Origin of the sequence: Shinella sp. CPCC 101442, from assembly GCF_024704725.1 — a bacterium.
GTDB lineage: Bacteria > Pseudomonadota > Alphaproteobacteria > Rhizobiales > Rhizobiaceae > Shinella.
In genome coordinates this window covers 313,667-335,137 of record NZ_JALIQS010000006.1, presented here as the reverse complement: position 1 = coordinate 335,137, position 21,471 = coordinate 313,667, and the positions used below count along the sequence as shown (strand labels likewise).

The 21,471-nt window shown below is 63.4% G+C and carries 22 protein-coding genes, 1 tRNA gene and 1 pseudogene; 12 read left to right on the top strand and 12 right to left on the bottom strand.

The annotated features are described in order from the left end of the window. From MUO32_RS22340 to MUO32_RS22320, 5 genes and pseudogenes are all read right to left on the bottom strand, one after another. Positions 1-288: pseudogene (locus MUO32_RS22340) on the bottom strand (electron transfer flavoprotein subunit beta/FixA family protein); the annotation flags it as partial. Positions 289-471: 183 nt separating this feature from the next. Beyond that, complete coding sequence (locus tag MUO32_RS22335) at positions 472-1,257, bottom strand: rhomboid family intramembrane serine protease (RefSeq protein WP_257950578.1); 786 nt, start codon at positions 1,255-1,257, stop codon at positions 472-474. A 34-nt stretch (positions 1,258-1,291) separates the two neighbouring features. Beyond that, on the bottom strand, positions 1,292-1,870 hold the full coding sequence (locus MUO32_RS22330; protein WP_257950577.1) for a cob(I)yrinic acid a,c-diamide adenosyltransferase: 579 nt from the start codon (positions 1,868-1,870) through the stop codon (positions 1,292-1,294). Continuing rightward, a complete protein-coding gene (locus tag MUO32_RS22325) occupies positions 1,870-2,070 on the bottom strand; it encodes a twin transmembrane helix small protein (protein WP_244763154.1) in 201 nt (66 codons plus the stop codon). The genes MUO32_RS22330 and MUO32_RS22325 overlap by 1 nt, the downstream gene beginning before the upstream one ends. A 102-nt stretch (positions 2,071-2,172) precedes the next feature. Further along, entirely contained in the window at positions 2,173-3,021 is an 849-nt protein-coding gene (locus MUO32_RS22320; protein ID WP_257950576.1) for an SDR family oxidoreductase, read from the bottom strand. A gap of 196 nt (positions 3,022-3,217) precedes the next feature. Between MUO32_RS22320 and MUO32_RS22315 the strand changes: the two genes are divergently transcribed. Further along, entirely contained in the window at positions 3,218-4,165 is a 948-nt protein-coding gene (locus MUO32_RS22315) for a YihY/virulence factor BrkB family protein (RefSeq protein ID WP_257950575.1), read from the top strand. Here MUO32_RS22315 and gluQRS read toward each other — a convergent pair. Further along, positions 4,112-5,020 carry a tRNA glutamyl-Q(34) synthetase GluQRS gene (gene gluQRS / locus MUO32_RS22310; RefSeq protein ID WP_257950574.1) on the bottom strand — a complete coding sequence of 303 codons (909 nt, stop codon included), beginning with the start codon at positions 5,018-5,020 and terminating at the stop codon, positions 4,112-4,114. The genes MUO32_RS22315 and gluQRS overlap by 54 nt on opposite strands. Before the next feature lie 111 nt (positions 5,021-5,131). Here gluQRS and MUO32_RS22305 point away from each other — a divergent pair, with 111 nt between their 5' ends. Both MUO32_RS22305 and MUO32_RS22300 read left to right on the top strand, forming a co-directional pair. Continuing rightward, positions 5,132-5,782 (top strand): DNA-3-methyladenine glycosylase, encoded by a 651-nt coding sequence (locus MUO32_RS22305; RefSeq protein ID WP_257950597.1) that lies wholly within the window; start codon positions 5,132-5,134, stop codon positions 5,780-5,782. Between the two features lie 104 nt (positions 5,783-5,886). Further along, entirely contained in the window at positions 5,887-6,444 is a 558-nt protein-coding gene (locus MUO32_RS22300; RefSeq protein ID WP_257950573.1) for an HNH endonuclease, read from the top strand. A gap of 69 nt (positions 6,445-6,513) precedes the next feature. Here MUO32_RS22300 and MUO32_RS22295 read toward each other — a convergent pair whose 3' ends face one another. Then, positions 6,514-7,029, bottom strand: coding sequence for a disulfide bond formation protein B (locus tag MUO32_RS22295; RefSeq protein ID WP_374708708.1), 516 nt, complete (start codon positions 7,027-7,029; stop codon positions 6,514-6,516). A gap of 167 nt (positions 7,030-7,196) precedes the next feature. Between MUO32_RS22295 and MUO32_RS22290 the strand changes: the two genes are divergently transcribed. After that, positions 7,197-7,281, top strand: a tRNA-Leu gene (locus tag MUO32_RS22290). Between the two features lie 262 nt (positions 7,282-7,543). On the opposite strand, the gene MUO32_RS22285 is transcribed toward MUO32_RS22290, so the two are convergent. Beyond that, a complete protein-coding gene (locus MUO32_RS22285; protein WP_308311325.1) occupies positions 7,544-8,458 on the bottom strand; it encodes a M10 family metallopeptidase C-terminal domain-containing protein in 915 nt (304 codons plus the stop codon). A 173-nt stretch (positions 8,459-8,631) separates the two neighbouring features. Here MUO32_RS22285 and MUO32_RS22280 point away from each other — a divergent pair, with 173 nt between their 5' ends. Together MUO32_RS22280 and MUO32_RS22275 are read left to right on the top strand one after the other, a co-directional pair. After that, positions 8,632-8,895: a BON domain-containing protein gene (locus MUO32_RS22280; protein WP_257950571.1), complete on the top strand. Its 264-nt coding sequence runs from the start codon at positions 8,632-8,634 to the stop codon at positions 8,893-8,895. A gap of 77 nt (positions 8,896-8,972) precedes the next feature. Further along, on the top strand, positions 8,973-10,616 hold the full coding sequence (locus MUO32_RS22275) for an AMP-binding protein (protein WP_257950570.1): 1,644 nt from the start codon (positions 8,973-8,975) through the stop codon (positions 10,614-10,616). Between the two features lie 52 nt (positions 10,617-10,668). On the opposite strand, the gene MUO32_RS22270 is transcribed toward MUO32_RS22275, so the two are convergent. The 3 genes from MUO32_RS22270 to secA form a co-directional block, all read right to left on the bottom strand. Further along, complete coding sequence (locus MUO32_RS22270) at positions 10,669-11,940, bottom strand: GNAT family N-acetyltransferase (RefSeq protein WP_257950569.1); 1,272 nt, start codon at positions 11,938-11,940, stop codon at positions 10,669-10,671. Continuing rightward, entirely contained in the window at positions 11,930-13,357 is a 1,428-nt protein-coding gene (locus tag MUO32_RS22265) for a lipopolysaccharide biosynthesis protein (protein ID WP_257950568.1), read from the bottom strand. The genes MUO32_RS22270 and MUO32_RS22265 overlap by 11 nt, the downstream gene beginning before the upstream one ends. Positions 13,358-13,497: 140 nt before the next feature. Further along, a complete protein-coding gene (gene secA, locus MUO32_RS22260; protein WP_257950567.1) occupies positions 13,498-16,215 on the bottom strand; it encodes a preprotein translocase subunit SecA in 2,718 nt (905 codons plus the stop codon). A 236-nt stretch (positions 16,216-16,451) separates the two neighbouring features. Between secA and MUO32_RS22255 the strand changes: the two genes are divergently transcribed. The 6 genes from MUO32_RS22255 to MUO32_RS22230 all read left to right on the top strand — a co-directional run bounded on the left by MUO32_RS22255 (position 16,452) and on the right by MUO32_RS22230 (position 20,546). Next, on the top strand, positions 16,452-17,351 hold the full coding sequence (locus MUO32_RS22255; protein WP_257950566.1) for a peptidylprolyl isomerase: 900 nt from the start codon (positions 16,452-16,454) through the stop codon (positions 17,349-17,351). Positions 17,352-17,403: 52 nt separating this feature from the next. After that, the gene (argJ, locus tag MUO32_RS22250; RefSeq protein WP_257950565.1) at positions 17,404-18,636 is read left to right on the top strand and encodes a bifunctional glutamate N-acetyltransferase/amino-acid acetyltransferase ArgJ; all 1,233 of its coding nucleotides are present in this window, start codon (positions 17,404-17,406) and stop codon (positions 18,634-18,636) included. 36 nt (positions 18,637-18,672) lie between these two features. Beyond that, positions 18,673-19,431, top strand: a complete 759-nt coding sequence (locus MUO32_RS22245) for an N-acetyltransferase (protein ID WP_257950564.1) — start codon at positions 18,673-18,675, stop codon at positions 19,429-19,431. Then, positions 19,428-19,850 carry a (deoxy)nucleoside triphosphate pyrophosphohydrolase gene (locus tag MUO32_RS22240; RefSeq protein WP_257950563.1) on the top strand — a complete coding sequence of 141 codons (423 nt, stop codon included), beginning with the start codon at positions 19,428-19,430 and terminating at the stop codon, positions 19,848-19,850. Before MUO32_RS22245 ends, MUO32_RS22240 begins: the two co-directional genes overlap by 4 nt. A 154-nt stretch (positions 19,851-20,004) precedes the next feature. Then, on the top strand, positions 20,005-20,322 hold the full coding sequence (locus MUO32_RS22235; RefSeq protein WP_257950562.1) for a hypothetical protein: 318 nt from the start codon (positions 20,005-20,007) through the stop codon (positions 20,320-20,322). A 44-nt stretch (positions 20,323-20,366) separates the two neighbouring features. Next, the gene (locus tag MUO32_RS22230; RefSeq protein ID WP_257950561.1) at positions 20,367-20,546 is read left to right on the top strand and encodes a Flp family type IVb pilin; all 180 of its coding nucleotides are present in this window, start codon (positions 20,367-20,369) and stop codon (positions 20,544-20,546) included. Between the two features lie 6 nt (positions 20,547-20,552). On the opposite strand, the gene MUO32_RS22225 is transcribed toward MUO32_RS22230, so the two are convergent. Continuing rightward, on the bottom strand, positions 20,553-21,422 hold the full coding sequence (locus MUO32_RS22225; RefSeq protein ID WP_257950560.1) for a class I SAM-dependent methyltransferase: 870 nt from the start codon (positions 21,420-21,422) through the stop codon (positions 20,553-20,555). Between the last annotated feature and the right edge of the window lie 49 nt (positions 21,423-21,471).

Sequence of the window (21,471 nt, the reverse complement as noted above, 5' to 3'; positions counted from 1 at the left end):
CGCCAGCGGCTCGACCTGATCCTCTGTCTCGACCAGCACGGCGCGGTCGGCACCCATGGCGAGGGCTGTGCGCAGCGTCTCCTCGGCCTTGGCAGGGCCGATCGACACGACGATCACTTCCTCCGCCTTGCCGGCTTCCTTCAGCCGCAACGCCTCCTCGACGGAAATCTCGTCGAACGGGTTCATCGACATCTTCACATTCGCTAGCTCGACACCCGAGCCGTCAGACTTGACGCGAATTTTGACGTTGTAATCAACGACCCGCTTTACAGGGACCAAGATCTTCATGGCTTCCTTCCTTCATATGCCCGCGAGGGAAAATGCGCCTTTCAAAGGCGCCCTGATTGTCGGTTGGCGACATCGATACGCGTTTTTTCCCCAAACACAATGTGTCACGGGCCCTCCCCACGTGAAAACGCAGGCGTTGTAAATTACCTTTACGTTCACGTCAATTCACCATGTGCGACACGCTCACCGCCCCCAATGAGTCGGCGGCACCGCAGGGCCTGACGGCGTCTCCTCGACAGGAGCGGGGGTCGCCTCGACATGCCGGACGGCCTTGGGCGTGACGATCGTCCGGTCGAACAGCGGCACGCCGCGTCGACGCAGGACGAGCACGAGGATGGCCCCCGCGACGATACCGCCGACATGGGCGCCCCACGAGACACCGCTGTCACCATCGACCACCAGCATGTAGAATTGCTGGGCGATCCAGAAGGCGAGCGGAATGACCGCCGGCAGCGGCAGCGGAATGCGGAAGAACACCAAAACCCAGACGCGCACCTTCGGATGCAGCAGGAAATACGCCGCCACCACCCCGGAAATCGCCCCCGAGGCGCCGATCAGCGGCGCTTCCGAATCCGGCTGAACGAGACCGTGCACCAGCGCGCCGGCCGCCGCGCAGAGCAGGTAGAAGACGAGGAAGCGGAAATGGCCGAGCGCATCCTCGACATTGTCGCCGAACACCCAGAGGAACAGCATGTTGGAGGCGAGATGCATGAAGTCGCCGTGCAGGAAGGCATAGGTGACATAGGTCGCATCTTCAGGCACCAGCACGAGGCTCGGCTCCAGGTCGGCAAAATCGAAGACGACAGCCGGGATGTAACCGAGGCCGACCACCGCGGCGTCGGAAAACGACCGGGTGGAGACAACACCCGTCACCAGCCATACCAGGACATCGATCACGATCAGGCTGATCGTGACATACTGCACCTTGATATATTTCAGGGAGTTCGCGTCATGCAGCGGTATGAACATGGATCCCCTTCCCCAACCTCGCTCGTCAGGGACCTTATCTGTTCTGCCCCGGAACCCACAATATGTCCGTGCGCCCCTTGTCGTTCACCCAGCGCGCCGCGACAAAAAGAAAATCCGAGAGCCGGTTGATATAGGCGACCGCAGCGGCCGACACCGTCTCGCCCTTGCTCTCCTGCAAGGCAACGATACGGCGCTCGGCCCGGCGCGCAACGGTGCGCGCCAGATGCAGCGCCGCCGACGCCGGCGTACCACCCGGCAGCACGAAGGAGCGCAGCGGCTCGAGATCGGCGTTCAGCGCGTCGATTTCCTGTTCCAGCCGGTCGACCTGCGACTGCGCGATGCGCAGCGGTTCGTAGTCGAGCGTCTTGCCGGTCTCCGGCGTCGCAAGGTCCGCGCCCAGATCGAAGAGGTCGTTCTGGATGCGCATGAGCATACGGTCGAGGTCAGGGTAGTCCGCGAGGTGCTCGCGCACCAGGCCGATGCAGGAATTGGCCTCGTCGACCTCGCCGTAGGATTCAACGCGCAGATCATGTTTCTTGCGGCGCGGGCCGGCGACGAGACCCGTCGTGCCGTCATCGCCGGTACGCGTATAGATCTTGTTGAGCTTGACCATCAGCCGCGCCCGCCCCCGGTGACCCAGAGCGTCAGCATGATCAGGATGATGGCGATGGCCTGCAAAAGCACGCGCGCCTGCATCAGCTTGTTGGATGTGTTGCCGCTGCCGCCCTTGGCCATGTTGACGAGACCGCGCACGAGCACGATGGCAACAAGGCCCATGACGAGCAGGGTCAGAAAGGTAAGGAAGGAAGACATGCCAACGATCCGGTTTTGATTTCTGTCAGCCCTATTCACATAGGGCATTCACGACAAATAGCACGCGTTTTCGGGCGAATGCGCCTGCGACGCCGCGCCGCGTCAGCCAAGCCTGCCTATGATGCGATAGAACAGAGCTGCCGGCAGCAGCTTCTTCAACAGCGCACCCTGCTTGGCCGGTGTCGTCACGATATAGTGCGGCCGTGGCGCCTTCGCCGTCAACGCATGGCGCAGCACCGCATGCACCGCCTCCGGCCCCAGCTTGCCGCGCGCCGGCTTGGATTCACCGCGCAACCGTTGCAACTGCCGGCGGTATTCTTCCGCATGCACCGAGTTTTCAAGATCGATGTTCTTCTCGATGTAGGTCAGCGCAGTGGCGGTGAAACGCGAGGTGATCGGCCCCGGCTCGATGAGGCTGACATGCACGCCGGACCCGGCAAGCTCCATGCGCATCGTCAGCGACAGGGCCTCGAGCGCGAATTTCGAGGCATTGTAGGCGCCACGCCAGCGATAGGGCACGATGCCGAGGATCGAGGAGCATTGCACGATGCGGCCGGAACCCTGTCTGCGCATGGTGGGAATGACCCGCCGCGTCAGATCGTGCCAGCCGAAGACATTCGTCTCGAATTGCTGGCGCAACACATCCACCGGCAGGTCCTCGACGGCACCGGCCTGTCCGTAAGCACCATTGTTGAAGAGTGCATCGAGCCGGCCGCCAGTGCGCGAAAACACCGTCTCGACGAGGGCTGCGATCGTGTCCGCTTTGGTGTAATCCATCAGCAGCGCTTCGATACCATCCGCTTCGAGGCTCGCCCGGTCCTCCTCCCGCCGCACCGTTGCAAAAACCCGCCAGCCTTCCGCCTTCAGCGCGCGGGCGCAGTGCGCGCCGATACCCGAGGAGCACCCGGTGACGATGATGCTCGGCGGGGTTGTCGCATGTGGAGAAGACATGGCGGTTTCCTGTACAAATCTGCGTCCGTTTCCCATATCACCACGACAGCACCGCGCGTCGTCCATAAAGCGCGGTATTATGGAAATTTGAATTTGGGCATAACGTCTTAAACTGAATCCGGTTTAAGACGTAATGCCCGGGCAGACAATTGCAGAGCCGGCCGGGCACGGTCGCAAAAGGAACTGGACATTGCCGATGCCGACCGCCATCCGTCTTGCCTACAAGGTCGTCTTCGACGCGATCTGGCATTTTTCCGAGGACGACGGCTGGGCGATGGCGAGCCACGTCGCGCTCTCGACGCTTCTGGCGATCTTTCCCTTCCTGATCTTCGGCACAGCACTCGGTTCCTTCCTCGGCGCCGACCAGTTCGCCGAAACCGCCGTGCACCTGATCTTCGACACCTGGCCGGAATCGATCGCCGCCCCGATTTCCCGCGAGGTCGTCGCCGTCCTCACCATTCCACGCGGCGGGCTGTTGACGGTCTCCGTGCTCGCCGCCGCCTATTTCGCCTCGAACGGGGTGGAGGCGCTGCGCGTCTCGCTCAACCGTGCCTACCGCGTGGCCGAAACGCGCTACTGGTACGTCACGCGCCTCGCCAGCCTCGGCTTCGTCATCGCCGGCGTGCTGGCGCTTGCCGTCATCAGCATCGTGCTGGTTGCAGCCCCGCTTGCCGTGCGCGCCACCGGCGACTGGCTGCCCTGGCTGAACTATGTCTATTCCTGGGTGGAAAGCTGGGGCCTGTTCGGCACCATCCTCGTTCTGTTCGTCGGCCTGCTGATCGCCCATCTCTGGATGCCCGCCGGCCGGCGTAAGATCGCCGACGTGCTGCCCGGCATCCTGCTGACGCTACTGGCCTGGGGCATCGGCGCCTATACCTTTGCCTCCTATCTCACGACCTTCGCCAATTACGTCTCGACCTATGCCGGCCTCGCCTCGATCATGATCGCCCTGGTCTTCCTCTACATCATCGGCGTGATCTTCATCCTCGGCGCGGAGATCAACGCGGCCCTGATGAAGTTCCGCGTAAAGCGCCTGATTCTCGACAGGATCAGGGGCGTGCGCAAGCAACAGCCGCCAGCCGATGGCGATTCAATGGAAGACGAAGCCATAGCCCGCGAGCAGGGCGCGAATGCCGGCAGGTGAAGCACCCTTTTCCCGATAGGCCGCAATCCCGGTATCCTGGTTGCTCTTCGACAGTTTTCGCCCATCCGGCCCCGGCACCAGCCCGTGGTGACGATAGGCGGGGGCCGGCAACCCGAACAGGCTTTGCAGGAGACGATGCACCGCCGTCGCATAAAAAAGATCCTGCCCGCGCACCACGTCGGTAATGCCCTGTACCGCATCGTCGAGCACGACGGCGAGGTGATAGCTCGCCGGCGCATCCGGCCGCGACAGGATGACGTCGCCCCAGCGCTCGGGCCGCGCCGTCACGATGCCCGTCTCGCCCTCCGGCCCCTCGCCCGCCTCCGACCAGTCGAGGATATCGGGTGCAAGCGCCCGTGCCTTGTCCATATCGAGCCGCCAGGCATGCTGGCGGCCCGCTGCGATCCAGGCCTTCGCCTGATCCCGGTCGAGCACACGTTCTTCCGTCGGGTAGAGCGGCGCACCGTCCGGATCGCGCGGCCAGAGACCACCCGCCGCCTCATGCGCCTGAACCCGCGCCTTCACCTCGCCGCGGCTCAAAAAGCCCGGATAGAGCAGACCCATCGCCTTCAGCCGTTCCAGTGCCTCGGCATAGAAGGCCAGATGCTCCGACTGACGCCGCACCGGCTTTTCCCAGTCAAGCCCCAGCCAGGCGAGGTCCCGGTAGATCGCCGCCTCGAATTCGGCGCGCGATCGGGCAGGATCGATGTCTTCCATGCGCAGCAGGAACCGTCCGCCGCAGGCCGCGGCAAGGTCGTGGTTGAGGATGGCCGAAAGCGCATGGCCGAGATGCAGCAGACCATTCGGGCTCGGCGCAAAACGAAAGACACGATTTTTTGACAAAGCACTTTGCATGAGGTCTTCTGGCACGAAGAGGCGTCTCACGTCACTACAGGGCTATGCGTTGAGAATGACGCACAAAGGCCGCTGTTGGAACAAGGATCGAGGCCGCTCGAGACCATGCGACTGCACATGATCCATTCTGAGGCCGATGTCGCGGCGGGTCTGGTCGACCTCGCCCTGCTCGACGCACGCCTGTTCACCGTCATCGACAAGGCCGGCCCGGTGCCGCTCCGCCGCCTGCCACCCGGCTATCGAGGCCTTGCCGGCATCATCGTCGCCCAGATGGTGTCGCGCGCCAGCGCCGATGCGATCTGGCGGCGGCTGGAGGAACTATCCGGCGATATCACGCCCCACCACATCCTCGCCCTTTCCGACGAGGCCTGTCGCACGATCGGGCTGTCGCGCGCCAAGGCGGAGACGCTGCGCCGCGCGGCCGAGGCCGTCGATCGCGGGGAACTCGATCTCGACGCGATCTGCCGCATGGAAGCGAAGGCTGCGACCCACAAGCTCACCGCCATCAAGGGCATCGGCCGCTGGACGGCGGATGTCTATCTGCTGTTCTGCGGCGGCCATCCGGATATCTTTCCGTCCGGCGATATCGCCCTGCAAAATGCCGTCGCCCATGCGCTTGGCCTTGCCATGCGCCCGAGCCCCCAGGAACTCGACCGGATCGCCGAAAGCTGGTCGCCCTGGCGCGGCGTCTCGGCCCGGTTGTTCTGGGCCTATTATGCCCGCGAAATGCGCCGCGAGGTTGCGCCGGTGCTCGAAGGTTGAGCTTTGCGAAATACGTTGTTTTCGCTTTTCCTTTCCCGCTTCACAATGCTGTAACAACGGGCCTAATATAGAAGAGCAGATGCCGAATCGATCAGGAGAAGCCCTTGACGATTTCTGTTTCACCACAGGCCCTGCCAGCTCTTGTCTTGAATGCTGACTACCGGCCACTGAGTTATTACCCCTTATCGCTTTGGTCCTGGCAGGACGCGATCAAGGCCGTGTTTCTTGACCGCGTAAACATCATCGCCGAATACGACCATTCGGTTTCCTCCCCGAGCTTCACGATGCGCCTGCCGAGCGTCGTGTGCCTCAAGTCCTACGTGCAGCCTTCACGCCACCCGGCCTTCACCCGGTTCAACGTGTTCCTGCGCGACAAGTTCGAATGCCAGTACTGCGGGACGCCCGACGACCTGACCTTTGACCATGTTATCCCGCGCGCCCATGGCGGCGAGACGACCTGGCACAATGTGGTCGCGGCCTGCTCCCCATGCAATTTGAGAAAAGGCAGCAAGCTGCCGAAGCAGGCGGGCATGTTCCCGCATCAGAAGCCCTACCAGCCGACGGTTCAGGATCTGCACAACAACGGGCGACTGTTTCCACCCAACTTCCTGCATGAAAGCTGGATGGACTATCTCTACTGGGACGTCGAACTGCAACCCTGACGCAGGTCGCGCGAAACGGCGAAACCGTTTTACGCCATCAACCTGCGTGGCCCGAAGGGTTGCGGCATCTCAGGCTTTCGCGGACCGCACGCCCTTGAAGGCGATCGCGGCGAGGATGAGGCTTGCGATCACATTCCAGCCGGCAAAGGACAGGCCGAGGAAGCGGAATGACGCCTCCGTGCAGGATGGACCGTGCTTGCTGTTGAGATCGGACAAGAGATCACCGGCATTCTGCGTGACGCCCTGGGCGGACGTCGCGCAGGTCGCCGGCCCCTCCCAGAAACTCCATTCGACGCCCGCGTGATAGACGCCCATGCCCGCACCGACCAGCATCATGATGCCGGCGAGCGCCAAAAGCAGACGCGTCAGCCAGGCCGGGCCGCCGAACAGGGCGGAGACCAGCGCCGCAACCGCAACCGGAATGCCATAATAATAGGGATCCCGCTGCAGCAGGCAGAGCGCACAGGGAATGTAGCCGCCAACATGTTCGAAGGCGAGCGCGCCGCCCACGGTCGCCGCCATGCCGAGCGAAAGCAGGCCTGCGGATGTCTTGCGGGAAAGGTCGAGGAATGCCGTCATCAGGATCGTCCAATCGGGCCGGCGGAGGTGCCGGCGAACGGCGCCGAGTTCTATCAGGTGGCACGTCGTTGTAAATCACCTGCACGGATATGTGATCAGACCCGTTTAGCGCCGATTTCCCGGTTGCCGCCCACGAACGCTTCGTGTAAACGGCGATGGCTCACAAGTGCCGTGCCCCATTGGCGGAACTGGTAGACGCGCTCGACTCAAAATCGAGTTCCGAAAGGAGTGCTGGTTCGATTCCGGCATGGGGCACCAAAATCACCGCATCGACGCATCCGATTTCAGCGTTTTTACCCGGGTAAGGACGCGGCCGGCCGCGTTTTTGCAAACAAATCCCTACGAGTTTGGAAATTTGCTTTTTAGCGGGAACAAATTTGGCAGAGCCGCATTTCTCATGGGCAACTGCAGACACCCCCGGATGCGGTTGTGAGGGGGACCCGAGAGCGATGTGCACGCTCTTGGGTCTCAACCATTTCGGGGGTATCCCATTTGGAAAAGCGGGATGCCGGCACCTCGCTCAGAGGATAAAGTCGCCCTTCAGGAGGCTCAACGAGCTGTCGAGGACGATCTTGAAGTCCGCCTTGCCGTTGCCGTCGATATCCCCATAGATGAACGTGTCGCCGCCCGACTTCTCGTAGCGCAGTTCGCCAGCGGCCTTGTGAAACTTCTGCGTGCCGATGAAAGAGAAGTCCTGCACGCCCGTCTTCACCGCGTTCGCGTCGAAGGCGCTGAGGTCGATCTTGTCCTTCTGTGACCTGCTGAAATCGTAGATCGTGTCGGGAGCGCTCGTCGTCGAATCCGCCTTGGAGCGGAAGACGAAGGTGTCTGCGCCCGCACCGCCATAGAGCTTGTCCGCCCCGGTACCGCCTTCCAGGCGGTCGTTACCGGCGTCACCCTTGAGCGTATCGTTGCCGGCCTCGCCCTTCAACTTGTCGTTGCCGCTGCCGCCATTGAGCGTATCGATGCCCTTCCCGCCCGACAGCGTGTCGTTGCCGCCAAGGCCGTTGAGCGTATCGTTGCCGTCACCACCCCAGAAGAGGTCGGCGTACTTCGTCGCGGTGATCACGTCGTTGCCCTTCAGGAAGGCGTTGAGGAACGTGGTCGTGTTGCCGCTGTCGATGGCTTTGGTGAGGTCGCGGCCGGAAAGCGAGAGACCCTTTGCATCCAACAACGTCGAGCCTTCGGCGATGGCCGTGAAGGACGTGATCGTGCCCGCCGTGATGCCGACGACTTGCTTACCGTCATACTTGTAGGCCAGGTCCTTGCCGCGGAAGGTCAGCGACGTATCTTCATCGATGTTCCACATCTTGAAGGAAGTCCTGGTGGCAGCTTCCCGGTCGAAGTCCATGATCGAGTAAAGACTTTCGGAAACGAAATCCTTGAAGCTGGCGCCCTGCGTCGGCTCGTCTCCGCTAATTTTGATGGTGCTCATATGCTATCCCCGGTTGCGATGCCCGATACTTAACGTGAGCTCATCAGGGCGGCAACGTCCATTCCAGGGCAGATCTGTCCGACTTCGAAACACCGCTAATCATCCCTTAAATCGAGACGAACAAATCCGATCCTTCCGCGTTTCCTTTCGTTAACCGGTGAAAGGATCATGTCATGGTTTTCAAGGAAGCGACCTTCAAGGGCAAGAAGCCCGAACATGTCGAGCCACCGCATCCCGCCTGGCTGGAGGCGCAGGTGGCGGATGCGCTGTCCGTCGCCGGCGATGTGGATGCCTCCGACGTCACCGTGACCTGCAAGGGCCGGCGGATCATCCTCTCCGGCAGCGTTGCGACGGCCGAAGAAGCGGAACGCGCAACCACCATCGCCGCCTCGGTCAAGGAGGTCAGCGAAGTGGACAACCGCCTCGCCTGGCCGTGAGCACCCGCAAAAAGCCGCCATTGCCGACGCCCCCTCCGGAATGCTAGTTGCAGTGCAGCAAACTGGAGTGATGCCGGATGCTCGCCGAGAGATCGACCTATGATGCGCTGTACGAGGATTTCCGCTGGCAGATCCCCGAGCGGTTCAACATCGGCACCGCCGTCTCCAATGCCTGGGCCGCCCGCGCGCCGGATCGCGTCTGCCTCGAGCATTTCCTGCCGGATGCCGCTTCGCTTTCCCTGACCTATGGCGAACTCGCCGCCCGTACCGATGCCTTCGCCGCAGCGCTTGCCGCCGAGGGTGTTCAAAGGGGCGACCGGGTGGCGATCCTGCTGCCGCAGGGGTTCGAGACGGTCATCGCCCATGTCGCGACCTACAAGCTCGGTGCCATCGCCCTGCCGCTCGCGCTGCTCTTCGGCGCGGATGCCCTGCTCTTTCGCCTGAAGAACGCCGAGGCCAAGGCGATCGTGACGAACCGTTTCGGCGCCGAACGCCTCGGGCCGATCCGCCATGAACTGCCGACGCTCGATCTGGTTGTTACGACGGAACCGTCGAGCGATCCCTCGGCAAAATCCTTCCACGACCTGGTTGAGAAACACGCCGGCCCGTTTTCCGCCGCCGATAGCGGTCCGGACGATCCGGCGATGATGATCTACACCTCGGGCACGACGGGGCCGCCGAAGGGCGCGCTGCATGGCCACCGGGTGTTGCTCGGCCATGTGCCGGGCTTCCAGATGCACCATGAATTCCTGCCGCAGCCGGGCGACCGCATCTGGACGCCGTCTGACTGGGCCTGGGCTGGCGGGCTTCTCAACGTGCTGCTGCCGGCGCTGCTGCTCGGCGTGCCCGTCGTCTCCTCGCCGGGTCAGAAATTCGACCCCGACATGGCCTATCGCATCATGCAGGACATGGATGTGCGCAATGCCTTCATTCCGCCGACGGCGCTCAGGCTGATGAAGACCGTCGACAAGCCAAGGGAAAAGTACCGGCTGAACCTGCGCACGATCGGGTCCGCGGGTGAATCGCTCGGCCGCGAAACCTGGGAATGGGTGCGCGATACGCTCGGCATCACCATCAATGAATTCTACGGCCAGACCGAGTGCAACATCGTGCTCGGCTCCATCGGCAAGCTCGACGTGTCCCGTCCCGGACCGATCGGCAAGGCCGTCCCCGGTCATGTGGTCGCGATCATCGACGCGGATGGCAAGGAGGTGGCGCGCGGCACGGTCGGGCAGGTGGCGGTGAAGCGCCCCGACCCGGTGATGTTCCTCGGCTACTGGAAGAACGAGAAGGCGACCGCGGAAAAGTTCATCGGGGACTGGATGACCACCGGCGATCTCGGCCGCATGGACGCGGAGGGATATGTCACCTTCTTCGGCCGCGACGACGACGTCATCACCTCCTCTGGCTACCGTATCGGGCCGAGCGAGATCGAGGACTGCCTGGCCGGCCACCCCGCCGTGCAGCTCGCCGCCGCCGTCGGCAAGCCGGATCCGGTGCGCACGGAAATCGTCAAGGCCTATGTGATGCTGCGCCCGGGCCACGCGCCCTCGCCCGCGCTGGCGGTGGAGATCCGCGAATGGGTGAAGTCACGCCTGTCGATGCACGAATATCCCCGCGAGGTGGATTTCGTCGACACCCTGCCGCTGACGACATCCGGCAAGGTCATCCGCCATCTCCTGCGCAAGCGCGCAGCCGAGGAAACGCCCTTCGCGGCATAATCCAATTCCAGCAAAAACGCGAAGCGGTTTAGCCGGAAATTGCGGAAATGGGCTAGCGGCGGGCCAGCGACCGGATCTTGTCGCGCAGCAGGCGCGCCACGTTGCGCGTGTTGCGGTAGAGATGGAGCTGGGCGGCCACCTGGCGCACGTCGCGGTCGCGGTTCTGGTGCAGGCCGACGACGAGCGTGCCCATGTCCTCGCGCTCTTCCCAGAACCGGCTCATGACCGGGTGGTCCGGCACGGCGCAGGAATCCGAGCGGGCAATGTTGGCATCGTCGAGATGCCATTCGGTGAGTTCGGCCACCAGCAGCTTGCCGGGCGAATATTTCGCGAACGCCTCGTCATAGGCCGTCTTCCACGTATAGGCCTCGCCACCCATCATGAAGACGACCATGGAGGCGATGGCGCGACCGTCGAGGTCGAGCGTGTGGATGCGCACGCCGTCGGTTTCGGCAAGATTGCTGATCGCTTCGCGGGCGAAGGCGGCGCGGTAGCGGTCGTTGATCATCGCCGTGCGGCCGCGTCCCTTCCAGCCTCCCGCTTCGAGCAGCAGAAATTCCTCCATGCGCAACCGTATGTCGGCAGGCTGGCGGGCAACATTGTAGCTGAGGTCGCCCATGGCATCGAGTTTGCGCCACTGCCGGCGCAACTCGCGGAAATGTTCCGGAGAGATGGCCTTCTGCAGATAGGTCTGGCCATCGAGCAGGCTGTCCAGCATCGGGCGGCGATAGGTGTCGGTGACGGTGACCGGCAGGTTGCGGCTGATCGCGACAGCGCGCAGCAGCTGGGCGAAAGCGCCGTTGAGGCGCAGGTCCGGCAGAACGAGGACAGCCGGAAGGCCCGTGCCCGGCCCGCCGAGCGCCTCCAGGAAATTATCGAGGGTCTCGGCCGCATCCTCGGCGTCGACCAGCGGCGTGCCGAGCGGGCCGAAGGGGTTCGACCAGGCGCGCAGGATGCTGGAGCCGATGGAAAAACCCGGCTTCTCGATCGAGAACGGCATGAGAAAACGCATGCGGCTTCGCCCCCCCGCCTCGTCGCGGATGACGGAGAGGCGCACGGTGCGGTCTTCGAGCCGCGGCATGGCGGGTGCGATGAAGCGGCCGGTGAAGAAGACATTCGGCTCCATCACGCGGTTCGACAGGAAGTCCAGTTCCTGCTGCAGCTCATAGCCGGCCGTTGCCGGATAGATGGCCAGCGAACGGCCAGACCGGCCAACGACGAAGCGTTGGTCCGCCGGTGGCTGCGCGAGCGGCGCGGCGGGCGGAAGCGCGGCCTGAGCCCGGCCGGCGGCAATCGTGTGGTCGAAGCCGTGACTATCGGTCATCGTGATCCGTCCCGTTGGCAAGCTTGGCCATTACCGGATCGGCAAAGGCAAAGAGAATGATGGAGAGTTTTCCGCGCACCGTAAGGTGCAGCAGCACGGCTTCGACGACCATGGCCCCGGCCGTTGCCGAGGCGGCTCCGACGAGGCCGAAAAGCGGAATGAGCGTGACGTTGAAAGCGATATTGGCCGCAAGCGCCACGGCATAGACGGCGACGCAGAGCTTCTGTTCGCCACACATGGTCAGCAGCACTTCGCCGGGGCCGACGAGCGCCTTGGCGAGGATGCCGATGAAAAGAATGAACATAAGCCCCCAGCCGGCCGTGAAGGCCGGGCCGAACAAAGACAGCAGGAGATGACCGAGCGCCAACACGCCGAGACCGACAGCAAGCGACGGCCAGAAACTCCAGCGCACCGTTTCACCGGCAAAACGCGCAAGCGCCACCCGGTCCCCGGCCGCAAACATGGCGGAAAACCGTGGCGCGGCGGCGGCCTTCACCGAGAAGAACACGAAATGCACCAGCGCCATCGTCTTGGCGGCCGCGAAATAGACGGCGACGCTCTCGGGATCGAGGAAAAGGCCGACGACGATGACGTCCGAATTGGTCAAAAGGAAACCGAACCCCTCGATCAGGAAGATCGGCAGCGCCGCCTTGATCCAGAGGGAGAATTCGATCTTGCGCGGGCCTGCCACATAGCGCTTGCCGAGCCGGCGCACGATGTTGAAGAACTGGGCGACGGTCGTGAGGTAGGTGGCCGCGAGCGCGGCGACCATCGCCGTCAATGCCGTGTGCGGCTGGTCCATCCACACGGCCAGAACCATGAAGGCGAGGATCAGCAGCGGGCGGATGATATAGGTCGGGCTGAGCGCCACCACCGCCCAGCTATGGGCGCGGGCGGTACTCTCCAGCACATCGCCGAGTGCGATCATCGGCATGCAGAAAAGGCCGACGAACAACGGCACGACATAGTAGTCCGCAACCCGGTCGCGGAACAGCCAGAGCGCCAAGAAGCCGGCCGTCGCGAGCGCCGTCGAGGACAAGATGGCGAAGACGCGCGCCGTCGAGGTCAGGCCGCGAATTTCCGCATGGGCGCTGCGGCCGACATAGTCGGGCAGGAAGCGTACGACCGTGGTGTGGAAACCGAGGCAGGACATGTCGCCGAAGATGACGACGATCGCCCAGACGAAGACGAAGATGCCGTATTCGAACTCGCCCATCACGCGGGCAAGGATGATCTGCGAGATGAAGGCGATGGCCGCACTGGCGACGCGGATCGCAAAGGCGATCAGTGCCATGCGTTGGGCAAGGTTGCGGGGATCGTCGCTGGCCAGAATGGTCGCGAGCGCCCGCACCAGGGGCTCCGCCTTGCCGCGAAGGCCCGATGGCAGCAACCTCTCCGCCGATTGAATGACCGCCATCAACACAGGAACCCGAACGCTACGCAGAACTTTACCAGCGTCAGTCTTGTCAGATCACGGTTAACAAAGGGTTGGGCGCACGGCCGAAGTGCCTGTCGGCAGAAAAAGAAAATGCCGCCCGGAGGCGGCATTTTCGATCTTCAGGCCTGTTCGAAGGCGCCGTGGCAATGTTTGTATTTCTTGCCCGAGCCACAGGGGCAGGGTTCGTTGCGGGCAATGCGGCCCCAGGTCGTCGGGTCGTTCGGATCGCGGTCTTCGACGGCCACGGCCATGAAGCCGCCGCCACCTTCGCCGAAATCGTCCTCACCGGTCGTGCCGTCGATATGGTGGCCTTCCATTTCCGGCGGCACCGGCGTCGGAGCATCGGCTGCCTGGCGCACCAACTCGACGCGCATCAGCTGCGAGGTGACGGTCTGGCGCAGGTTCGCCAGCAGCGCCTGGAAGAGTTCGAAGGCTTCAGCCTTGTATTCCTGCAACGGGTCACGCTGGGCATAGCCGCGGAAGCCGATGACGGAGCGCAGATGGTCGAGATTGACGATGTGCTCGCGCCACAGCATATCCAGCGTTTGGAGCAGCACCGAGCGCTCGACATAGGTCATGATCTCGGGGCCGAAGCGTTCCGCACGGTCGGCGGCGGCATCGTCCGTGGCCTTGCGCAGGCGCTCCAGGATGTCCTTCTCGTCGATGCCCTCCTCGGCCGCCCAGGCCTCGATCGGCAGATCGAGGTTCAGCTGCTCGAGAACGCCCTTCTTCAGGCCGGCGACGTCCCACTGCTCGGCATAGGCATTTTCCGGAATGCTGAGGTGAACGAGGTTCTCCACGACTTCGTGGCGCATGTCGTTGACGATCTCGGAGAGGTTCTCGCTGTCCATCAGCTCGATGCGCTGCTCGAAGATGACCTTGCGCTGGTCGTTCAGCACGTCGTCATACTTGAGCAGATTCTTGCGGATATCGAAGTTGCGGGCTTCGACCTTCTTCTGCGCGCGTTCCAGTGCCTTGTTGATCCAGGGATGGACGATCGCCTCGCCCTCCTTGAGACCCAGCTTCTGCAGCATCGAGTCCATGCGCTCGGAGCCGAAGATGCGCATCAGGTCGTCCTGCAGCGACAGGAAGAATTTCGAGCGGCCCGGGTCGCCCTGACGGCCGGAACGGCCGCGCAGCTGGTTGTCGATGCGGCGGCTTTCGTGGCGCTCGGTGGCAAGAACGTAGAGACCGCCGCCGGCAAGCGCCTTTTCCTTGAGCTGCTTGACCTCGGCGATGATCTCATCGCGCTTGGCGTCACGCTCCGGACCCGGCTCCATATCGGCAAGGTCGCGCTCGAGGCGCATGTCGAGATTGCCGCCGAGCTGGATGTCCGTACCGCGGCCGGCCATGTTGGTGGCGATCGTCACGGCGCCGGGAACGCCGGCCTGGCTGACGATATAGGCTTCCTGCTCGTGGTAGCGCGCGTTCAGGACCTGGAAGTCCTTGAAGCCGGCCATCCGGAGGCGCTCGGCGAGATATTCGGACTTTTCGATCGAGGTCGTGCCGACGAGGACCGGCTGGTTCTTCTCGCGGGCTTCCTTGATCTCCTGGATGATCGCCTTGTACTTCTCCTCGACGGTCCGGTAGACCTCGTCGTCCTCGTCAAGACGCTGGATCGGCAGGTTGGTCGGCACTTCCACGACCTCGAGGCCGTAGATGTTGCCGAATTCCTCGGCTTCTGTCGAAGCCGTGCCGGTCATGCCGCCGAGCTTGGAATACATGCGGAAATAGTTCTGGAAGGTGATCGAGGCCAGTGTCTGGTTTTCCGGCTGGATCGTGACCTTTTCCTTGGCTTCGAGCGCCTGGTGCTGGCCTTCCGAATACCGGCGGCCCGGCATCATGCGGCCGGTGAACTCGTCGATGATGACGATCTCGTCGTTACGGACGATGTAGTCCTTGTCGCGGGTGAAGAGCTTGTGGGCCTTCAGCGCATTGTTGATGTGGTGAACGATCGCGACATTCTCGACGTCATAAAGCGATTCCCCCTTGAGAAGACCGGCCTGGCGCAGCAGGTTTTCGAGCTTCTCCGTGCCGACTTCGGAAAAGTTGGCGGAACGCTGCTTCTCGTCGATTTCGTAGTCGGCTTCATCCAGCAGAGGGATATAGGCGTCGATCGTCGTGTAGAGATCGGAGCGGTCGTCGAGCGGGCCGGAAATGATCAGCGGCGTGCGCGCTTCATCGACGAGGATCGAGTCGACTTCGTCGACGATGGCGAAGAAGTGGCCGCGCTGCACCATCTGGCCGCGCTCGTACTTCATGTTGTCGCGCAGATAGTCGAAGCCGAGCTCGTTGTTCGTCGCGTAGGTGATGTCGGAGGCGTAGGCGGCGCGGCGCTGGTCGTCGTCGAGACCGTGCACGATGACACCGGTGGTCAGGCCGAGGAAACCGTAGATCCTGCCCATCTGCGCACTGTCGCGGGTGGCGAGATAGTCGTTGACGGTCACGACGTGCACGCCCTTGCCGGCGAGCGCATTGAGATAGACGGGAAGCGTCGCGACGAGCGTCTTGCCTTCACCGGTCTTCATTTCGGCGATCGACTTCTCGTGCAGGATCATGCCACCGATGAGCTGGACGTCGAAGGGACGCAGGCCGAGAACGCGGAAAGCCGCCTCGCGGGCAACCGCAAAGGCCGGCTCCAGAATGTCGTCGAGCGTCTTGCCGCCTGCGAGCTGTTCGCGGAACTCCACCGTCTTGGCGCGCAGCGCTTCGTCGGACAGTGCCTTCATCTGCGGCTCAAGCGCATTGATGGCATCGACGCGAGGCTTGTAGGAACGGACGCGGCGATCGTTCGAGGAACCGAACAACTTGCGGGCAATGCCGCCGAGGCTGACCATCAGGATGGTCCTTTCTTTGTGGCGCCCGGCGCGTGACAGGTCGCACGTTTATTTGCGCGCAAAGCCGTGAAACGCCCGGAAACTGTTCTGGACGCGGGATTGCGTGACAGATAAGAGGGGGGTCGAATGATGTCAACGGCTGAGGCGGTTGCACAACTGCCACATTCTGGTGGTGTTGAGCCGTCTGGCACCGGATATCGGCCCGATTCCGGCGAGGATGTGAAAGGTCTTTCTTTATGTTGAAGTACAGCAATCTCGCGGCAGTCGCCCTCATCGCGATCGTCGCCGCAAGCACCGGCGCCCGTGCACAAGATGCGGCCGCCGATCCGGTCGTCGCCAAGGTCGGCGCTGTCGAGATCCACGAATCGGAACTGAAGCTTGCCATTGCCGGCCTCGATCCGCAGCTTGCCAATCTGCCGGACGAGCAGAAGCGCGTTGCCGCCCTCTCCTCGATCATCGACGTCAAGCTGCTTTCGGCCGACGCCGACAAGGAAGGCCTGAAGGACGATGCCGAGTTCAAGCAGCGCCTCGCCTTCCTCACGGATCGTGAATTGCACAACGCCTACTTCAAGAAGCACGTCGTCGACGCCGTGACGCCCGACGAGGTGAAGGCGCGCTACGAAAAGGAAATCGCCGCCATCACGCCGGAAGACGAGATCCGTGCCCGCCACATCCTCGTCAAGACCGAGGAAGAGGCGAAGGCCATCATCAAGGACCTCGACGCCGGCAAGGACTTCATCGAGATCGCCAAGGAAAAGTCGACCGACCCGAACAAGTCCGAAGGCGGCGACCTCGGTTACTTCGGCAAGGGCCGCATGGTTCCGGAATTCGAAACAGCCGCTTTCGCGCTCGAGAAGGGTGCCTATTCCAAGGAGCCGGTGAAGACCCAGTTCGGCTTCCATGTCATCAAGATCGAGGACAAGCGCAAGCAGCAGCCCCCTGCGCTCGACCAGGTCGAACCCCAGGTTCGCCAGCTCGTCATGCGTGACAAGTATCTTGAGCTTCTGGAAAAGGCCAAGGCCGCTGCACCGATCGACATCCAGGACGCCGCGCTGAAGACCGCCTATGACGCGGTCAACAAGCAGGAAGCCGCGGGTGAAGGCGAGGCCGCCCCGGCAACCGAAGCCCAGCAGTAACACATCATGGCCCGGCGTTTCACGCCGGGCCTTCTTCACTAGGAAAGCACGAATGTCCGGCTCCATCTCCCCGCTCGCTCCGAAAACCTATGCCGAAATGCCGCCGGTCCGCGGCGTGCGCATGGCGACCGCCGCCGCCGGGATCAAGTACAAGAACCGGACGGACGTGCTGATGATGGTGTTCGACCGCCCCGCGACGGTCGCCGGCGTGTTCACCCGCTCCAAGTGCCCCTCGGCACCGGTCGATTTCTGCCGCGCCAATCTGCCCGGCGGCATTGCCCGCGCCGTGGTGGTCAATTCCGGCAATGCCAATGCCTTTACCGGCCGCAAAGGCCGCGAATCAACGAAAATGACGGCGGAAGCTGCGGCACGGGCGATCGGCTGCGCGGAAAGCGAAGTCTTCCTCGCCTCGACAGGCGTGATCGGCGAACCGCTCGACGCCACGAAATTCTCCGGCGTGCTCGACGGCCTCGCCGCCTCCGGCACCGAGGACTTCTGGTTCGAGGCCGCCAAGGCCATCATGACGACGGATACCTATCCGAAGGTCGCGACCCGCACCGCAGAGCTTGGCGGCGTCACCGTCCGCATCAACGGCATCGCCAAGGGCGCGGGCATGATCGCGCCCGACATGGCGACCATGCTTTCCTTCGTCGTCACCGATGCCGCGATCCCCGCCCCGGTTCTGCAGTCGCTGCTGTCGGCCGGCGTCGGCCCCACGTTCAACTCCGTCACCGTCGACAGCGACACCTCGACATCGGACACGCTGATGCTGTTTGCCACGGGCGCCGCCGAAGGCCAGACGCCCGTCACGGCCGATAACGCATCGCTCGACGGCTTCCGTGCCGCGCTCAACGATCTCCTGCGCGACCTTGCGCTCCAGGTCGTGCGCGACGGCGAGGGCGCGCGCAAGATGGTGGCTGTCACCGTCGAAGGCGCCGAAAGCGACGACGCCGCCAAGCGCATCGCGCTTTCCATCGCCAATTCCCCGCTGGTCAAGACGGCGGTGGCCGGCGAGGACGCCAACTGGGGCCGCATCGTCATGGCCGTCGGCAAGTCGGGCGAAATGGCCGACCGCGACCGCCTCGCCATCTGGTTCGGCGATGTGCGCGTTGCCGTCGACGGCGAACGCGATCCCACCTATTCGGAAGCGGCCGCGACAGCGGTGATGAAGCGGGAAGATATTCCGGTGCGCGTCGAAATCGGGCTTGGCAACGGCCGCGCGACCGTATGGACCTGTGACCTCACCAAGGAATATGTCGAGATCAACGGCGACTACCGCAGCTAAGGGCCGGACAGCGTGACCCTTTCCGGACAAAATTCGATGAGCGACCTTCCCAAAGTCCGACGGCTCGAAGCCGTCGGTTTTCGCGCCTGGCCTGCGGCGAGCGCCCAGTATGACGGCAGCTGGCTTTGCCGGCTGACCGCCGGCCACCCGTCGCGCCGGCTGAATTCCGTCAACCCGCTCGACCCGTCCGATGTCAGGGATATCGCAATCCGCCTGGAAAAGGCGGCAAAACGCTTTTCCGATTACGCCCGCCCTCTGCTCGTGCGCCAGACGCCGCTGACGCCGCCGCAACTGATTGCCTTCATGGACGATGCCGGCTGGGTCGATATCGGCCACACGATCGTCATGACGGCCAATCTTGCCGATCTTCCCCGCGAAGAGGGCGTGGACCATCTGCCGAGCCGCGATGTCGGGCGCTTCGTCGATGCGCGCATCCGCGTTGCCGGCGACGATCCGGCCCTCAAGCCGGGCCTCACCGAGATCATCAACGCCATCAAGCCGGAGGTCGGCCTGTTCATCTTCGAGGAGGCGGATTTCGGCCCGACGGCGGTCGCACTCGCCGTGCAGGACAACGATCTCGCCGGCATCCTCCAGCTAGGCGTCGCCGAAGAACGTCGCGGCCAGGGCACCGGCACGGCCGTCCTGCACGCGGCGCTTCGCTGGGCAAAGCTCAAGGGCGCGCGCCAGGCCTGGGTGCAGGTGGAAGCGGACAATACCGCGGCAATCGCACTCTACCGCCGCGCCGGCTTCAAGGAAGTCTACCGCTACAGCTACCGGGGACCGAAAGCGGCATGACCGAAATCGTCGCGAAACCACGCCGCATCCTTCTCGTCGCCGCCTGCGCGCTTGTCGACGCGGATGGACGTGTCCTTCTGGCACAGCGCCCCGAGGGCAAGTCTCTCGCCGGTCTCTGGGAGTTTCCGGGCGGCAAGGTCGAACCGGGCGAGACGCCCGAGCAGACGCTGATCCGCGAGCTTGACGAGGAACTCGGCATCGCCACGAAGATCCCCTGCCTGGCGCCGCTGACCTTCGCGAGCCACACCTATGACGACTTCCACCTCCTGATGCCGCTCTATGTCTGCCGCCGTTTCGAGGGTACGGCCCACGGCCGCGAGGGCCAGGCCGTCAAATGGGTGCGCCCGAAGGCCCTGCGCGACTATCCGATGCCGCCCGCCGACGAGCCGCTGATCCCGTTCCTCATGGACCTGCTCTGAGCGTTCGGGACGGAGCCATCCCCATAAAAGTGCCGGGAACGCACCGGCCGGCAGGGATTTACCCTCAATTTTTCAGTCTCCGTTAAGCAATCGTTTAGCACCATCGTTCAAAGATTGGGCTTAACGTTGCAATGAATGCTTACGAGACCCTGTTATGCGTGACGAAGACTTCTGGAAGACCGTTCAGGAGAAGGACTTCACGCCGGCCGGCGATACCCGGACCGGTGTACTCAACCTTGCCCTGTTGTTCGGTACGGCGGTGATCGCCCTTGCGCTCGTTCTGACACCCATCCTGTCGGCAAAGACCGACAAGCGCATCATGGCGAACGTGCCTGACGAGTTCGACATGATCTCGACGGGTTCGATCCCTTCGGAAAGCGGCAAACGCTACACCGTTCGCCGCAGCGTCCTGCAGGAAATGCCCGGCGCGGTCTGCATCATAGACGACAACGGGCGGAGCAGCGGCTGCTGAGCCGCAAGACGGAGTGAAGTGCCTCGAGCACGCGGAGAACGGGAATGGTATCGAGACTGCTGAAATCCCTCCGCTCCGCCACCGATGGCGCAACCGCGGTCGAATACGGCTTGCTGGCGGGCCTCATCTCCATTGGCCTTCTCGGCGGCCTTGGCGCCTTCAGCGGCGGCCTGCAGGCCACCTTCGATACGATCACCGCCGCCATCGAAGCCGCCCGGCAATAGACCAACCTATTCTTTGCCGCCCTGCTTCAGCGCATCGGCAAGACGCATCGTCGCGGAACCGGGTTTCAGCGGCTTCTGCTGGCTTTCGTGCGGTGCCCAGCCCGAAACGTAGATGATCGAAAAACTCGCCCGGATACGTCCGTCCGGATCGGAGAACCGCTCGGCGTAGATCTCCGCCGCGCGTAAAAAAATGCCGCGCGTCAAGGGTCGCCGGCTGCGGCCCGTCAGCGGGTTGGCCATGCCCATGGCGCGCAGATCCTTCATCAGCGGGAAGATCGAATCGTAGCGAACCGTGTAGGTTTCCCTGTCCGTCACCGGCAGGGCGAAGCCGCCGCGCTGGAGCAGTGCCCCAACATCGCGCACATCGGGAAAGGGAATGACGCGCGGACTTGCCCCGCCCGTCAGTTCGCTCTCCGCCGCCAACAGAACCTCGCGCAGCTCCTGCAAGGTGCCGTTGCCGGGAATGGCCCCGAGAAACAGCCCATCCGGCTTCAGCGCGCGGCGGATCTGCACGAAGACGCCGGGCGTGTCGTTGGTCAAGTGCAGGGCGAGCGGCGAGACGATGAGATTGGCCGATTGCGGCGCGAGCGGCACCGTTTCAAGCGGTGAAACCATCAGGGCCTCACCGGGCACGGCAAAACGTTCGTCGCTTTCCACCCGTTCGAGGACGTCCACCTTGCCGGTCTCGGCAATGGCCCGCGCGGCAGCGCCCGTATGGCCGTGCAGCTCGACGGCGCGCTCGAAGCGGCGGTCGATGACGCTGAGCCGCTCCGCCAGTTCGCGCGCCACCACGTCGAGCAGGAAGTCCGCCGGCCCGGTGGACAGCGCGCGCCGCCGGTTGGTGTCGATCAGGCTGTGGTCGAAGAGCGTTTCCATGGAAAAAGTCCCTTTCGGATTTCCTTCGCTTTGGCCGCTAAGGGCGGCT

Bases quoted from the DNA above. Each gene is read 5' to 3' on its own strand.
- MUO32_RS22335 (WP_257950578.1), bottom strand. From the start codon at position 1,257: ATGTTCATACCGCTGCATGACGCGAACTCCCTGAAATATATCAAGGTG.
- MUO32_RS22245 (WP_257950564.1), top strand. From the start codon at position 18,673: ATGAGCGACCTTCCCAAAGTCCGACGGCTCGAAGCCGTCGGTTTTCGC.
- MUO32_RS22225 (WP_257950560.1), bottom strand. From the start codon at position 21,422: ATGGAAACGCTCTTCGACCACAGCCTGATCGACACCAACCGGCGGCGC.
- MUO32_RS22265 (WP_257950568.1), bottom strand. From the start codon at position 13,357: ATGGCGGTCATTCAATCGGCGGAGAGGTTGCTGCCATCGGGCCTTCGC.
- gluQRS (WP_257950574.1), bottom strand. From the start codon at position 5,020: ATGCAAAGTGCTTTGTCAAAAAATCGTGTCTTTCGTTTTGCGCCGAGC.
- MUO32_RS22230 (WP_257950561.1), top strand. From the start codon at position 20,367: ATGGTATCGAGACTGCTGAAATCCCTCCGCTCCGCCACCGATGGCGCA.
- MUO32_RS22320 (WP_257950576.1), bottom strand. From the start codon at position 3,021: ATGTCTTCTCCACATGCGACAACCCCGCCGAGCATCATCGTCACCGGG.
- MUO32_RS22240 (WP_257950563.1), top strand. From the start codon at position 19,428: ATGACCGAAATCGTCGCGAAACCACGCCGCATCCTTCTCGTCGCCGCC.
- MUO32_RS22325 (WP_244763154.1), bottom strand. From the start codon at position 2,070: ATGTCTTCCTTCCTTACCTTTCTGACCCTGCTCGTCATGGGCCTTGTT.
- secA (WP_257950567.1), bottom strand. From the start codon at position 16,215: ATGGTCAGCCTCGGCGGCATTGCCCGCAAGTTGTTCGGTTCCTCGAAC.
- MUO32_RS22235 (WP_257950562.1), top strand. From the start codon at position 20,005: ATGCGTGACGAAGACTTCTGGAAGACCGTTCAGGAGAAGGACTTCACG.
- MUO32_RS22280 (WP_257950571.1), top strand. From the start codon at position 8,632: ATGGTTTTCAAGGAAGCGACCTTCAAGGGCAAGAAGCCCGAACATGTC.
- MUO32_RS22275 (WP_257950570.1), top strand. From the start codon at position 8,973: ATGCTCGCCGAGAGATCGACCTATGATGCGCTGTACGAGGATTTCCGC.
- MUO32_RS22330 (WP_257950577.1), bottom strand. From the start codon at position 1,870: ATGGTCAAGCTCAACAAGATCTATACGCGTACCGGCGATGACGGCACG.
- argJ (WP_257950565.1), top strand. From the start codon at position 17,404: ATGTCCGGCTCCATCTCCCCGCTCGCTCCGAAAACCTATGCCGAAATG.
- MUO32_RS22315 (WP_257950575.1), top strand. From the start codon at position 3,218: ATGCCGACCGCCATCCGTCTTGCCTACAAGGTCGTCTTCGACGCGATC.
- MUO32_RS22285 (WP_308311325.1), bottom strand. From the start codon at position 8,458: ATGAGCACCATCAAAATTAGCGGAGACGAGCCGACGCAGGGCGCCAGC.
- MUO32_RS22255 (WP_257950566.1), top strand. From the start codon at position 16,452: ATGTTGAAGTACAGCAATCTCGCGGCAGTCGCCCTCATCGCGATCGTC.
- MUO32_RS22270 (WP_257950569.1), bottom strand. From the start codon at position 11,940: ATGACCGATAGTCACGGCTTCGACCACACGATTGCCGCCGGCCGGGCT.